The following is a 14,698-nucleotide window of genomic DNA, read 5'->3' as shown; positions in this document are numbered from 1 at the left end:
CCCTAATCGCCCGTTCCCTTTGGCCTTTGCGCATAGAGCGCAGACGGAAAGAGGGTGACGAGTTCTTTCCCGAACTGCGACGATCTGACTGCAACCTTGCGCCAAAGGAGCCCCGGCTTGAGCACCTCCCTCACCCACATCGACACGGACGGAACCGCCCGCATGGTCGATGTCGGCGAAAAGGCCGAGACGCGCCGCCTCGCCGTCGCCTCGGGCACGATCACGATGACCGCCGAAGCGCTCGCCGCGATCAAGGCCGGCAATGCCCCCAAGGGTGACGTACTGGGAACCGCACGCATCGCCGGCATCATGGCCGCAAAGAAGACTTCCGAGCTCATCCCGATGTGCCACGCATTGGCGATCGACGCGGTGAACCTCGATTTCGCCTTCGAGGACGAACAGGAATTCACCGGCGCGATCCGCGCCAGCGCGACGGCCGCCGTGACGGGCAGGACCGGAGTCGAAATGGAGGCGATCACCGCCGTCTCGATCGCGTTGGTGACGATCTACGACATGGCCAAGGCGCTCGACAAAGGCATGGTCATCTCCGACATTCGTCTCGTCGAGAAGCAGGGCGGCAAGTCGGGGCACTGGAAGGCCAGCGACTGGGCATGAACACCACGGAAGCTCCCGCGAAGGCGTCGCCCATCCCGCTCGAGGTCGCCCAGGCCCGCCTCTTCGCGCTCGCCGACCCGATGCCGCGCGAACATGTCGATATGGCGGGCGCGATCGGGCGCTACCTTGCCGAGCCGCTCACGGCGCGCCGCACGCAGCCCGCTGCGCACCTCTCGGCGATGGACGGCTACGCGGTGTACGACAGCGATCTCGCTGGACCGTGGCGCATCATTGGCGAAAGCGCCGCCGGTCACCCTTACTCCGGATCGCTGAGCGCCGGAGAGGCCGTGCGCATCTCGACCGGCGCGCTCCTGCCCGACAATGCCGCCGCGGTCATCGTCCAGGAAGACATGGCCCGCGACGGCAATGCGCTGCGTCTCACTGGAACCGCGCCGAGCCCCCAGGATCGTCACGTACGCCGCGCCGGCGCCGATTTCGTCGACGGACGTGAAATCCTTCCCGCCGGCACGCGGATCGGCCCCGCTCAGATCGCGCTCGCGGTTTCGGCCGGCCACAAGCATTTGCCGGTATTCCGATGCCCGCACGTTGCCATCATCGACAGCGGCGACGAGCTTTCCGCCGATCCCGAAACCTGCGAGCGCCACCAGATCCCCGCGAGCAACGGCGCCATGCTCGAGGCGATGGTGGCCGATCTCGCGGTTCCGGTGACGCGGATCGGCCCGGTCGCCGACACGCTTGAAGCACTGCTGAACGCCTTCGAACAGGCCGCGCATGCCGACGTCATCGTCACCAGCGGCGGCGCCTCTGTGGGCGATCACGATCTCATCCGGCCAGCCCTCGCGGAATGGGGTGCGACGATCGACTTCTGGCGCATCGCCATCAAACCCGGCAAGCCGCTCCTCGTCGCGACGCGCCAGCGCAGCCAACGCCGGCAGGTCATCGTCGGCCTGCCGGGAAATCCGGTCTCGGCGCTGGTGACCGGCTACCATTTCCTGCTGCCGCTGCTGCGCGCATTACTCGGTGCGGCAAGGCCACTCCCGCTCGCCGTGACCACCCTGCTCGCCAACGAACTGCCCCCCACCGGTCCGCGCCGCGAGTTCCTGCGCGGCATCTGGAATGGCGAAAGGGTAGAGACCGCGAAGACCCAGGACAGCGGCGCTCTCGCGGCCCTGGCGGCCAGCAACGTGCTCATAGATCGCCCCGCGAACAGCGCATTGCTCGCAGCTGGCGGGGCGGTTCGCGTTTACCCGCTCGGAAATGGTGGTATCGCTTGACGGGTGTATTTTCGTTGCTTAATTGTTCTTGCAATGTTCACGATTGGAACATTCCTGAAAACCGTTGAAGGCCGAACTCTTCCTTGTTCGGGCTTCGGCAGGCGCAAGAAAGAAGGCAGCGACGATGTTGACCCGCAAGCAGCATGAATTGCTCCGGTTCATCCAGACCCGGCTTGACGACACCGGCATCTCGCCCAGCTTCGAAGAGATGAAGGAAGCGCTCGACCTCAAGTCCAAGTCGGGGGTCCATCGCCTGATCTCGGCGCTCGAGGAACGCGGCTTCATCCGGCGCCTGCCCAACCGTGCCCGCGCTCTCGAAGTCCTGCGCCGCGCCGAAGATGGCCCCTCCTCCTCGGCGCCAGGCTCGCAAACCAGCGAACCTGCGAGCGCCGTTCCGGCTTCGCGCTCGCTTCCCATGCCTGCCAACGATGTCGTCGAAATCCCGCTTCACGGCCGGATCGCTGCGGGCGTCCCGATCGAGGCACTGGAAGGACAGGCGATGCTCCCCGTGCCAGCTGCTCTCCTGGGCTCGGGCGAACATTACGCCCTCGAGGTTTCGGGCGACTCGATGGTCGAAGCTGGCATCCTCGATGGCGATTTCGCGCTGGTGAAGCGCACGGGGACGGCACGCGATGGCGAAATCATCGTGGCCCTCATCCGTGGTGAGGAAGCGACCCTGAAATTCCTGCGCCGCGAGGGAGGTATGATCCGACTCGACCCGGCCAATGCCGCCTACGAACCTCAGATCTACGGGCCGGACGAAGTCGAGGTCCAGGGCAAGCTCGCAGGCTTGCTGCGCCGTTACCACTGAACCTCGGCGGGTAGCCGTCCTGCCATATCGGACAAGGCGGGCGCAGCCACCTCGGTGAGCTCCGAAGGCGGACGAGCTGATCGCCACCACCCGTGTTCGCCTTCCCCCTGTGCTACGCTCGTCACGCGCCCGGCCGCAAGATAGACGCTGAGACCGCCTGTCCCGCTCAGCAGCCTGCGATCGGCCTTCAGCCAGCGTGGACGGCAACTGCGCGGCAACCAGCGGTCGGCAATCACGATGTCGGCGCGGTCGCAGGCGGCCGCAAGTTCCCTCTCGGATACCGGGTCGCGGGTCCGGGAAAGCAGGATCGTCCAGGTTTGGCCATCGCGCTCGAGCGCAAACGTGCAGAAATCGAGCGAGCATCGTGCGTCAGCGTGCTCGCCGAGGTCTCCGGCCTCTCCGCGCAACCCCGCCAGCTCGAGGAAGTTCTCCCGCACGTAATCGCTTCGGCTGGGCCGCAACAACGCTAGCGATGGCTCGCCATCCACCTGCGTCACGATACCGACATTGCGGCCATCGCCCGCGATCAACAGGTCCGGGGGCTCAAGCTGGGCGAGACTGAAGGTGCCGAGCGCAGCCGGTATCAGCCCCAGCATGCGGATTCGACCGGTCCAGAGCCCCAACCAGAGGCCACCGGCAACGAAGAGCGCGAACACCGCCCCCCCCTGGCTTGGCAAGACGGTGACGGCACCGGGCCGCGCGGAAACCCAGTGCGCGATCGCGAGGATGATCTCGATCGCACGCCCGACGGTCCACCAAAGCGGCGCACCAAGGCCTACGAGATCGGCCGCGAGGGCGAAGACGAGGCCAGGCATGATCACGAAGGTCGTCATCGGGATCGCGACGAGGTTGGCAAGCGAACCATAGATCCCTGCGCGGTGGAAATGAAACAAGGCAATCGGCATCAGTGCCAGCTCGATCACCAGCCCCGAGAGCATCAGCAAGGCCAACCAGCGCAGGACCCGAAGGATGACGCCTTCGTCCCTCGAAGCGAGGAAACGGTGCATCCAAGCGCTCGATGAGAGCGCAACCAGCGCAAGGACTGCGGCAAAGCTCATCTGGAAGCTTGGTCCGGTAATGGTCTCGGGCCACAGCGCCAGCACGCCGAACGCGGCGACCGTCAGCATCCGGACCGAAAGCGGTGCGCGCCCGAGCGCCAGTGCAAGCAGGACGAGGAGCGCCGCAATGCAAGACCTGACCGTCGGCACTTGCGCCCCGGTCATCAAGGTATAGCCGATCCCGCCCAGGGCTCCGCAGCCGCCGGCGACGATCGGCAGGCGAACCCGCAGCGCCAGGGCGGGCCAAAGTGCAAGCCCGCGCAGGGTCAGGACATAGAGAAGCCCGATGACTGCGCTCACATGCAGGCCGCTGATGGCGAGGAGGTGAGCCAGTCCGGAATCGCGCATGGCTTGGTCATCCCGCGCGTCGATTGCCCCTCTCTCGCCAGAGGCAAGCGCGGCCGCGATCCCCGCCCCGGGGCCATTCACCCGCTCGAGCACATGTGCAGAGATCCGCTGCCGCAACTCGGCGACACGTCCTGCCCGGCGCGTATCGTCGAGCACGTCGATCCGCCCGGTAACCGTGCCGCTGGCCGCGAGACCGGAAAACCAGGCCGTACGGGCGAAATTGTACCCCCCCGGCAACATTGGAGGCGCGGGCGGCATGAGCCGGGCGGAAAAGCGCACCAGCATGCCCGGTGCGAGCTTGGGCACAGCATCCTGTAAACCCACAGGATCGGGCAAATTCACCCGAATCCGGATCGCACGGCCTGTTCCGGGTTCGCGCGTCGCCACAATCAGACGACGACGCCCGAGCGCGGATTGCGTCTCGACCGACAACACGCGCCCGCTCAGGCTCGCAAGGATCGGCCTCTCGATCGGCGCCGTGCCGACGAGCTCCGAACGCGCCCAGATAAGGGCACACCCAGCCGCGAGCAGCAAGGGAATCCAAAAAAAAGCTTGCGACAGGTACGCGTAGACACCAAATCGCCGCCATAAGACGTGAGCCGCAAGGCTTGCTGCAAGGCACAACGAAATCAACGCGATCCAGAAGGCCGGCAAGGGAAGCGCGAACCAGGCCACGATTCCAGCGCCGAAGGCTACGCAAAGCCACGGGAGATGATCGTGACCCGATTGCGAAAGAAATCCTTCAATTGCCGCCAAAGCACTCGACAAGTTGCGTTCGCTGTTCCATTGCCGACGCCGCAGTGCAGCGGCCCCGGACGCAGGGTCCGGGCTCATGAATTCACCGGGGATCACGGCCTCTTGCGCCATCCCCGGAATTGGACAGGAAGGTGATGAAAATGGCAAGTGGTAGTGCATCGAGCGGATCGAACGGCACGAAGGCCGTCGTTACGCGCTTTGCCCCCTCGCCAACCGGCTTCCTCCACATCGGTGGTGCCCGAACGGCGCTGTTCAACTGGCTTTTCGCGCGCCACCACGGTGGCAAGTACCTGCTTCGCATCGAGGACACCGATCGTGCTCGCTCGACCGACGCCGCGATCGGGGCCATCTTCGACGGACTCTCGTGGCTGGGCCTGGCCGGGGACGAAGAGCCCGTCTTCCAGTTCGCGCGCTCGGACCGCCATGCCCAGGTCGCGGCGCAACTGCTTGAGGCCGGGCACGCCTATCGCTGCTACCTGACCAGCGAGCAGCTCGCCGAACGCCGCCAGAAGGCACAGGAAGAGCGCCGCCCGTTCCGCATCGACAGCGAATGGCGCGACGCGGACGCATCGACATGGCCGGACGGCGACGCCTATGTCGTGCGCATCAAGGCGCCGCGTGAGGGCGAGACGACGATCGAGGATCAGGTCCAGGGCGCAATCACCGTCCAGAACCGCGAACTCGACGATTTCGTGATCCTGCGGTCGGACGGCACGCCCACCTACATGCTCGCCGTCGTCGTCGACGACCGCGACATGGGCGTGACCCACGTCATCCGCGGCGACGACCACATCAACAACGCCTTCCGCCAGCTCGTCATCCTGCGCGCGATGAACGCGATCGAGGGCGGCTGGGACGACCCGGTCTACGCGCATATCCCGCTGATTCACGGCGCCGACGGAGCCAAGCTTTCCAAGCGCCACGGGGCGCTCGGCGTCGATGCCTATCGCGACGAGATGGGCCTGCTTCCCGACGCGGTGTTCAACTACCTGCTGCGTCTTGGCTGGGGCCATGGCGACGAGGAAATCATCAGCCGCGACCAGGCGGTCGAATGGTTCGACATCGTCAACGTCAATAAGGGCGCCTCGCGCTTCGACCTCGCCAAGCTGCTCAATCTCAATGGCCACTATCTGCGCGAAGCCGACGACAGCTATCTTGCCGAGCTCGTGCTGCCGCGCCTTGTCGCGGCCGGATACGCGGACGCGGACAAGGACCTGCTGGCGCGCGCGATGGCCGAACTCAAGGTCCGCGCCAAGGATCTCAACGAACTTGCAGAAGGCGCTGCCTTCCTTTTCGCCAAGCGCCCTCTCGATATGACCGAGAAGGCACAGAAGCTCCTGACCGACGAGGCGCGCGAGCGCCTGGCCGCAATTCATGAGCGACTGAACGCGGTTTCCGAATGGAACCTCGAGGCGCTGGAAGCCAGCCTTAAGGCAATGGCCGGAGAGCTCGAACTGGGCCTCGGCAAGCTTGCACAACCGCTGCGGGCAGCCCTGACGGGTCAGACGACTTCGCCGGGGATTTTCGACGTATTGGTACTCCTGGGCCGGGACGAAAGTCTCGCGCGCATCGCTGCGCAGGCCGGGGAGGAGACCGAGACACAAGCATAAGGAGTAAGAACTGGTGGGTGATCAGGTTAAACTGAGCGCGGACGGCGCGGATTTCGAGTACCCCGTCCTGAAGGGCAGCGTTGGGCCGGAGGTCATCGACATCCGCAAGCTCTACGGCCAGACCGGTAAGTTCACCTATGACCCCGGGTTTACCTCGACGGCGAGCTGCGAATCCGCGCTCACCTACATCGACGGCGACCAGGGTGTCCTGCTGCACCGCGGCTATCCGATCGGCCAGCTCGCCGAGAGCTCCTCGTTCATGGAAGTCAGCTACCTGCTGCTCAACGGTGAATTGCCGAGCCAGGACGAACTCTCGAAGTTCGAATACACGATCAGCCGCCACACGATGATCCACGAGCAGCTGCGTCACTTCTACCAGGGTTTCCGTCGTGACGCGCACCCGATGGCGATCATGTGCGGTATCGTCGGTGCGCTTTCGGCGTTCTACCACGACTCGACCGACATCACCGATCCCGAGCAGCGCAAGATCGCCAGCCACCGCCTGATCGCCAAGATGCCGACGATCGCGGCAGCCGCGTACAAGTACTCGGTCGGCCAGCCCATGCTCTACCCCGACAACAATCTGTCGTACACGGGCAACTTCCTGCGCATGACGTTCGGCGTTCCCGCCGAGGAATACGAAGTGATCCCCGCCGTCGAAAAGGCGATGGACCGCATCTTCATCCTCCACGCCGACCATGAGCAGAACGCGTCGACCTCGACCGTGCGCCTCGCCGGTTCGTCGGGTGCCAACCCCTTCGCGTGCATCGCGGCCGGCATCGCATGCCTCTGGGGCCCGGCCCACGGCGGCGCGAACGAAGCCTGCCTCAACATGCTGCGTGAAATCGGCACTCCGGACCGCATTCCGCACTACATCGAACGTGCCAAGGACAAGAACGATCCGTTCCGTCTCATGGGCTTCGGTCACCGCGTCTACAAGAACTACGACCCGCGCGCGACCGTCATGCAGTCGACCGTCCGCGAAGTCTTCGAAGCGCTCAACGTCACCGATCCGCTCTTCGAGACCGCCATGCGCCTCGAGGAAATCGCGCTCAACGATCCGTACTTCATCGAGAAGAAGCTCTTCCCGAATGTCGACTTCTACTCGGGCGTCGTGCTTTCGGCGATCGGCTTCCCGACCGACATGTTCACCGTGCTCTTCGCGCTCGCCCGCACCGTGGGCTGGGTCGCGCAGTGGAACGAAATGATCTCGGATCCCGGCCAGCGCATCGGCCGTCCGCGCCAGCTCTACACCGGCCCGACGCAGCGCGACTACGTGCCGCTCGGCAAGCGTTGATCAGGCAGCCCTTGACGGGCTTCTGAACGAAATCGGCCCTCGCGAAAGCGGGGGCCTTTTTCGTTGTGGAGGCATCTGAAAGGCGCTCGATACGAACGCGCAGCGCATCCTCCCGCGCCAAGGCGGAGCCATTCACCTGCCTGACGGACACGCGAAATCGCGCCGGTGCGGCTAGATTGCGTCCGGGTCGGCCGGGACCGTAAGGATAAAGCGGGCGCCCTCGCCTTCGGCGCTCTCAACGGTAAGATCGCCGCCCATCGCGCGCGCCAGACGGCGGGAAATGAACAGACCGAGGCCCGATCCCCCGTCACCAAAGCGCCCAAGCCGTTCGAACTTGTCAAAGACCCGCGCCTGCTGGTCGCTGGTCAAGCCCGGCCCTTCATCACGCACCACGACGCGAACCATCGCTCCAGCCCGCTCCAGATCGATCCAGATCCGCGACCCATGCGGGGAATAGCGGATCGCATTGCCGATCAGGTTGAGCAGGATCTGGAGAACCCTGCGAAACTCGGCAATTGCGCCGAGACTGGCGTCCGCCCCCGGAGCGAGCAGCGTGATCGCCTTTTCACGGGCGCGCACGTTCAGAATGCCCGCCGCCTGACGGGATACCTCGCCGAGGTCGATCTGGTCGGGTGCGGTCTGGAAATCGCGTGCCTCGACGACTTCGAGATCGGAAAGATCGTCGAGCAGATCGAGAAGGAGCCGGCCCGCGCTCGAAATCTCGCTCGCGTAACCCGCGTAGGCGTCGGGCAATGGCCCCGCCATGCGGGTGCGGATCGTCTCGGCATTGGCGATGATACGCGAGATCGGTTGGCGAAGCACGGGCGCAAGCTCCTGCCCGACGAGGCCGCGCCGGTTCGTCGGCAAGGCGCCCGCGCCAACTGGGCCAAGCCGTGGCGGCGGCTCGTCCGAGAGCAGCAGCAATTCGAAGCCCGCCGGATCGAAACCGGGTTGCATCGCGGGAATAAGCCGGACCTGGAAGGTCCGCGTTGAACCGGCGACGATCACGCGCGTGCCATCCAGCAACCTCCAGTGCAGCGGCTGTTGATGGGTCACATTCTCGGGGGGAAGGAAGTCAGTCCAAGGCCGGCCGATGCCCGCTTCCATCGCCGCGGCGATGCCTCCCAATTCGGGATTGTCGGTCTCCACTGCGAGAACCCGCTGGCCAGCATCGAGCCGGGCCGAAAGTTCCGCCAGATGCCGGTCGGTCGTGGCACGCCGCGCCTCGCTGGCCGTCGAGTCCTCGGCCGGCTGGGGAGCGCTTCGCCAGTTGCGAACACGAATTTCACATCCTTGCGAACCGTCGCGCGGCTCGGCTTCGACCCAGGCCGTGACGATCTCGGATCCGTCCTGCGCCGAAACCGCACGCGCCAGGCGAAAACCATAGCGCCGTGCCTTGCGTACGAGTTCGAGCAATTCGGGAACCGCGATCGGGCCGGGCAACTGGCCCCCGCACCGCAAGTGCAATCCCGCGAGCGGTTCGTCGGCGCTCAGCAGGAAATCCTCTCCATCGCTCAAGCCGCGGGCGAGAATGGTGCCATCGGAGCGCATCAGTTCGCGCCGTACCCGGCGTTGAGCAGCGCCGCCGCCCGATCGACACCGATCGCCCCGAACCCTTCGGGCAAAAGAACTTCGGGATGTATCGCCAGGAATTCCTGTTCGACCGCATTACCCTTGAGCCCCGAGGCTCGCAGCGCGAGCGCGAAACGCGCCATCTGGCTCTCGTGGGTCGAATAGACCACGAGATCGCGGTCCTGCCCCGAGGCCAACCCCAAAGCGCTGAGGAAAAGCGCGGGCCCGGCGCTGGCGACCGAAAGGGCGGCCTGGGCCCCTCCCCCCAAGGTGAAGAGGAGGTGCGAGGCAAGGCCAAGCCGTGAGGCGCCTTCATCGTAGCGCGCGCGAATTTCGCTTTCGACCTGCGCGCACCTGTCGAGGAACGCGCGATCCTCGATGCGCAGTACGCGAAGGGTCATCAAGGCCGCGTGAAGCAGTTCGCCGGGCAGCTCGCCAAGCGGCAAGCGCATGCGACGCTGGGCCTGGCACCAGCGCGCCTGGGCCGCGAGAAACCGCATCGCGGTGTCCTGCGTCGCCTGGTCCGACGACGCGATGAGGGCCTGGAGCAGAGGCGAGACCACGGGATCGAGTGCCAGGCGCGCCTGCAAACGCTCGGACAATTGCCATTCGAGCGCGAGGGCGTGCACATGGGCAAGCAACTCGGGATTATCGATGAAGGCCTGCGCGAGGCTTGCCGACTGGCCGTGAGCCTCTTCATCGGCCGCCCGCTCGCCTGTATGATCGCGCAGGGCTTCCAGCAACTGGGCGGCGAGGTCGTTCAGCATCCCGCGCACCCGGGCGAGTATCTCGTCGCTGAACACCGAATTGTCCTCAGCGGAAATCAGGTGCCTCAGGATCGGCAGAACGGTTTGCGCGGACGCGTCTCCACGGGATAGTTCCTCGCCCATGAGGCGTTCGACCTGACGGGCACTGTCCGTGTGTGAAACCTGATCGTTCATCCCGCCTGCCTAAACCGGCCTTGGTTAAATCGAGGTTATATCTAAGGGCGCTTCACAAGAAGAAGTTGGGCCACGAGAATCAGCAAGGCGACGACCTGGACGACCGTCAGGACCTGCCCGAAGACCGTCGCCACCGCGAGCACGAGTGCCAGCACCGCCCTATCGCCAATCCAGGCCGCCGTCCGGGCATCGAGCGTGCGCGGGGCCAGCGTCAGCAACAGAAACAGCGTCACCGGCGCAAAGAACCACGTCAGCACGCTCTGTCCGGGAATGGCAGCGGTGGCCGCGAGCACCAGCCCGACCAGCGCCAGGTCGACCAGCCAGATCATCGCATCGGCTCTCTCGATCGCCGGGACGAGTACCCCCAGGGGCCGCCTTTCAGCCGCCCGCAGGCGTCGGCCGGCCTCGATCATGATCCACGCCACGCCGGCGCACACAAAGCCCGGAACCGTCACGCCCAGCCAGGCCAGGAAGGCCGCCAGTGCCAGGAGCGCGACGACCGCGACGCTGATGACGTTGCTTGCGCGCCCCACTTGGAGCAGTGAAGCGCCGAAGGCCAGCGCACCATATTGCGCAAGCAGGCGGCCGGGCGAATGAAGCCCCGGCCCGGTGAACTGTTGGTTCAGCCATTCCCGTTCGATCTCGATGGCCTCGGCCTCGCTGCGGATGAGACGCCAGGAAACTCCGGTACGAAACGTGGCGGGAACCTCACGCATTTCCGCGCGCGATTGCAATGCAATGCGGGTGAGGATCGAGATGGTGTCGGATTCGTCGGGGACTTCGCAAAGGCGCTCCACCAGGCTTCCCGGCAAACGCGCAAGTCCGGCGGCGCAGCGATTGAGGTCGATGCGCTCGAAGCCCGCCGTCTGCGCTCCTTCGACGGGCTGGACGAGGACGACGTTGCTTGCCGCCTCGACCATCGGCACCACGCCCGCCGGATCGGCGAAGAGTCCCTCGGTGATCATGATGAAATCGTCGCAGGCGTTGACCTGGGCGCAGACCTGGCGCGGCCCCGAGGCAATGTAGAACTGAACGCCCGCGTCTTCGGCAAGTCGCTGGACCGCGATCACTTCGGGCGAGACCTCGCGCGCAAGACAGATGATGCGATGGCACTTGAGTGCCAGCGCGAGCCCGAGCTGATGCTGCGCCAGGCTCGCTCCCGCCACACGCAGGGCCGCACGCGGGTACGGCTGTCCGGCGACGGCAGGCTCCGTCATCGATATCAAGGCTATTCGCAGATCATTCACTCCACCGACGAGCCCCTATCTAGGGCGCACGCCGCCACGTGCCAAGCGCCGGCGCGCTCAACTCTTCGGAAAGGCGTCGATATAGGCACAAAGACGGCGAATGACCCTCGGCTCTCCCGGGGCACTGGCAAGGGCATCCTCGGCAAGACCCAGCAATTCCCCGGAATGAAAGCTGGCGGCAAGACCTCGCAGCCGCGTCGCGGCCAGTTCCCAATTCCCATCGCAGCGCGCGCGAACGAGCAGATCGATCTGGCGCACCACGCTCTCGCGGTACGCCTCGCGAAGCTCGGCAAGCAATTGGGGGTCGCCCCCTGCAGCCGCCGCGAACGTCGCCTCGAAAGCTCCAGCCTCGTACGCCATATCCCCAGCTTACGAGACCAAGTCTTAATCCGGGGTTTCCTGAGCCCCCCGTCGTGGTATCCTCCCACCATGTCTGGGGATAGCAGGATCATATCGTTCGGCGGCACACCCGCCGAGGACGCCACCAATGCGCATGGCACCAACGCGCAAGGCACCGAGGAAACCCGGCTGCGCGACGCCCTCTCGACGAACGGCGAAAAGGACGCCGAGAGCGAAGGCGATTGGGATATGGCCTGGGTCTCGGGGAATGCTTCGGCGGAGCCCGAATGGGATCCCGACGCATCGCGGGCCTGGCTTGTGCCCATGCTTGCAGGCATCACGGCGCTGGGCTGGAGTGGACTTTTCGTCGCCTCCCAGTGGCCCGCACTCAAGGCCGGCATCGCGTTTTCCGATGTTCCCGCGCTCGTGACCCAATGGTGCGTCCCGCTGCTTCTTGTCGGCCTCGTCTGGCTACTGGCGCTGCGGCATTCCGCACGTGAGGGCAAACGTTTCGGCGATGTCGCGCGCACACTGTCGCACGAAAGCGCGAACCTCGAGCAACGCCTGGTCAGCGTCAACCGCGAGCTCAGCCTGGCGCGCGAATTCGTAGCAGCGCAGGCCCGCGACCTCGAATCGCTGGGCCGGCTCGCCACCGAGCGGCTTTCGACGAACGCCCAGCGATTGCAGGAACTCGTCCTCGAGAACAACGGCCGGGTCGAGACGATCGCCAGCGTGAGCAGCACCGCGCTCGACAACATGGAACGTCTGCGCGGGCAACTGCCGGTCATCGCCAGTTCGGCCAAGGACGTCACCAGCAACATCGCGAACGCCGGGCGCATGGCGCATGGCCAACTGGAGGAAATGATCAGTGGCTTCCATCGGCTGAACGAATTCGGCCAGGCCAACGAGCGCCAGATCGCATCGGTGCGCACATCCGTCGACGCGGCGCTCGCGCAGTTCGCCGGGCAGTGCGAAGACCTGGAAGTCCTGGCGCGCAAGCGCTTTGCCGCACTCGCCGAGCAGGGCGAGCAATTCCGCACCGAACTTGAACGCCACGAAGTCCAGGCCCTTGCCTCGATCCGCACGCGCGCCAACGCATTGCAAGGCGAAATCAACCAGACCCGCGAGCAACTGGACGAGAACGAAGCCAGCAGCCTGACGTCATTGCGCGCGCGCCTTTCGGCTCTGCGCGAGGAATGCGGCGTGGTCGCCCGCAGCATCGCCGAGGCGCAGCAGATCGCCGGGAACGAGGTTCGCGCGAACTTCGCGGCGCTGCGCGACGAACAGCAAGGCGCCCAGGCCGAGCTCTCCGCCGCCCACGACAACGCGATGGCGCAACTCGGCCAGCGAGCCTCCGCGCTTCGTAGCGACATCGGCTCGACCGAAGAGCGTATCAGCGCCAGCCAGGACGCCGCGCTGCGCCTTCTCGGTGAACGCCTTTCCGCGATCTCCGCCCAGGCCGAAGACGTCGATGCGCGCCTGCGTGAGCGTGACGCGCAATTCGCCTCCACGGCACAGGAACGGCAGACCCGTCAGGTTGAACAGGAACGCCACGCACTGGCACGTATCGAACACATGCTGGGCGAGCTCGATGCCGCGATCGCCGAGCGCCTCGAGCGCCATCGCCACCAGGCCGATGGCTTGAGCGAGCGCGCGCGTGCGGTGACGGCTGAACTCGAGCATTTCGACGCCCGCCTTCGATCGATCGCGACCCAGAGCGGCGACACCGAGAACCGCCTCGCCACGTCGCTGCGCGCGCTCAGTGACAACCTTGCCTCGAGCCGGGCATCCCTGGCCTCGGCCGACACCGATGTCGCCAAGCTCACCGAGGACAGCCTGCGCCTGCTCGACCTGCTTCGTGCCGGATCGCACCTCGCCCATGGCGAGCTCCCCGAAGCCATTTCCGTTTCGGAAGACCGGTTGATCCGGCTCGACGCCGGTATCAACGAGGTCCGCGCCAAACTCGAGGACGCCGCCGTCAACGGTTATGCCCTGTCGGGTTCGCTGGAGACCTCGAGCGCAAGCCTCGCCGGGCTCAACGATCAACTCACGTCCACGCAGCACGCGATCACCCAGCGCGGCGAGGAACATGCCGAACACTTCGCCCGGCTGCGGGCAACGCTACAGGACATCGAGAGCGCTCTTCTCCAGAACTCGGATCGTGCACAAGGCGAACTGAGCACCGCCGTCCAGACCTTGCGAAGCTCCCTCGACGAAGCGATCTGCGCGATCGAAACCGACGCGCCCGCGCGCGTGGATGCGGTTTCCCAATCGCTTGGAGACACCAGCGGCAAGGCCATCGACAAAGCCATGCGCACAACCGTCGCGGAGATTTCCGGACAGCTCGAACAAGCCGTCGCCCATGCCTCGGGGGTCAGCCGCGAGGCAACCGTCCAGTTGCGCGAGCAGATGGAAAAGGTCACCGAACTCGTCGCCAATCTGGAGACGCGCCTCGACGAAGCCCGCGAACGCGCCAGCGAACAAGTCAACAACGACTTCGCCCGCCGCGCCGCGCTCATCACCGAGTCGCTCAACTCGAACGCGATCGACATCGCCGCCGCCCTGTCGAGCGAAGTCTCCGATACGGCCTGGGCATCCTATCTGCGGGGCGACCGCGGCATCTTCACCCGCCGCGCCGTCAACCTGATCGATGCCAGCGATGCCAAGGCAATCCATCAGACCTTCGAGCGCGACGACGCCTTTCGTGAACATGTGAGCCGCTACATCCATGACTTCGAGTCGCTGCTGCGCCAGGTCCTCTCGACCCGCGACGGCAACGCCATGGGCGTCACCCTGCTCTCGTCCGACATGGGCAAGCTCTACGTCGCGCTGGCACAGGGCATCGAACGCCTGCGCAATTAAGGCAGCC

The 14,698-nt window shown here is 65.6% G+C and carries 11 protein-coding genes; 6 read left to right on the top strand and 5 right to left on the bottom strand.

All coding sequences use genetic code 11. The annotated features are described in order from the left end of the window. The first annotated feature begins 117 nt into the window (after nucleotides 1-117). From moaC to lexA, 3 genes are all read left to right on the top strand, one after another. Nucleotides 118-615, top strand: a complete 498-nt coding sequence (gene moaC / locus HT136_RS15330) for a cyclic pyranopterin monophosphate synthase MoaC (protein ID WP_214200664.1) — start codon at nucleotides 118-120, stop codon at nucleotides 613-615. Further along, on the top strand, nucleotides 612-1,850 hold the full coding sequence (locus HT136_RS15325) for a molybdopterin molybdotransferase MoeA (RefSeq protein ID WP_214200663.1): 1,239 nt from the start codon (nucleotides 612-614) through the stop codon (nucleotides 1,848-1,850). Before moaC ends, HT136_RS15325 begins: the two co-directional genes overlap by 4 nt. Before the next feature lie 124 nt (nucleotides 1,851-1,974). Next, the gene (gene lexA / locus HT136_RS15320; RefSeq protein WP_214200662.1) at nucleotides 1,975-2,661 is read left to right on the top strand and encodes a transcriptional repressor LexA; all 687 of its coding nucleotides are present in this window, start codon (nucleotides 1,975-1,977) and stop codon (nucleotides 2,659-2,661) included. On the opposite strand, the gene HT136_RS15315 is transcribed toward lexA, so the two are convergent. After that, nucleotides 2,652-4,919, bottom strand: a complete 2,268-nt coding sequence (locus tag HT136_RS15315; protein ID WP_343222205.1) for a ComEC/Rec2 family competence protein — start codon at nucleotides 4,917-4,919, stop codon at nucleotides 2,652-2,654. The two genes, lexA and HT136_RS15315, sit on opposite strands and share 10 nt — an antisense overlap. A 44-nt stretch (nucleotides 4,920-4,963) precedes the next feature. On the opposite strand from HT136_RS15315, the gene gltX reads away from it, so the two are divergent. Further along, the gene (gltX, locus tag HT136_RS15310; RefSeq protein WP_214200660.1) at nucleotides 4,964-6,433 is read left to right on the top strand and encodes a glutamate--tRNA ligase; all 1,470 of its coding nucleotides are present in this window, start codon (nucleotides 4,964-4,966) and stop codon (nucleotides 6,431-6,433) included. A gap of 13 nt (nucleotides 6,434-6,446) precedes the next feature. After that, nucleotides 6,447-7,730 carry a citrate synthase gene (locus tag HT136_RS15305; protein WP_214200659.1) on the top strand — a complete coding sequence of 428 codons (1,284 nt, stop codon included), beginning with the start codon at nucleotides 6,447-6,449 and terminating at the stop codon, nucleotides 7,728-7,730. A gap of 171 nt (nucleotides 7,731-7,901) precedes the next feature. Here the strand turns inward: HT136_RS15305 and HT136_RS15300 are convergent, their stop codons facing one another. From HT136_RS15300 to HT136_RS15285, 4 genes are all read right to left on the bottom strand, one after another. After that, complete coding sequence (locus HT136_RS15300; RefSeq protein WP_214200658.1) at nucleotides 7,902-9,281, bottom strand: sensor histidine kinase; 1,380 nt, start codon at nucleotides 9,279-9,281, stop codon at nucleotides 7,902-7,904. Beyond that, the gene (locus tag HT136_RS15295; protein WP_214200657.1) at nucleotides 9,281-10,243 is read right to left on the bottom strand and encodes a hypothetical protein; all 963 of its coding nucleotides are present in this window, start codon (nucleotides 10,241-10,243) and stop codon (nucleotides 9,281-9,283) included. Before HT136_RS15295 ends, HT136_RS15300 begins: the two co-directional genes overlap by 1 nt. Before the next feature lie 41 nt (nucleotides 10,244-10,284). Continuing rightward, a complete protein-coding gene (locus HT136_RS15290) occupies nucleotides 10,285-11,460 on the bottom strand; it encodes a hypothetical protein (RefSeq protein ID WP_214200656.1) in 1,176 nt (391 codons plus the stop codon). Nucleotides 11,461-11,547: 87 nt separating this feature from the next. Further along, the gene (locus HT136_RS15285; RefSeq protein ID WP_214200655.1) at nucleotides 11,548-11,850 is read right to left on the bottom strand and encodes an Hpt domain-containing protein; all 303 of its coding nucleotides are present in this window, start codon (nucleotides 11,848-11,850) and stop codon (nucleotides 11,548-11,550) included. A gap of 69 nt (nucleotides 11,851-11,919) precedes the next feature. On the opposite strand from HT136_RS15285, the gene HT136_RS15280 reads away from it, so the two are divergent. Then, nucleotides 11,920-14,691 carry a coiled-coil domain-containing protein gene (locus HT136_RS15280; RefSeq protein ID WP_214200654.1) on the top strand — a complete coding sequence of 924 codons (2,772 nt, stop codon included), beginning with the start codon at nucleotides 11,920-11,922 and terminating at the stop codon, nucleotides 14,689-14,691. The last annotated feature ends 7 nt before the right edge of the window (nucleotides 14,692-14,698 follow it).

Origin of the sequence: Novosphingobium profundi (genome assembly GCF_018491765.1) — a bacterium.
GTDB lineage: Bacteria > Pseudomonadota > Alphaproteobacteria > Sphingomonadales > Sphingomonadaceae > Novosphingobium > Novosphingobium profundi.
Note: the sequence above shows the minus strand (reverse complement) of the source record. Positions and strands in the feature narration are given on the sequence as shown.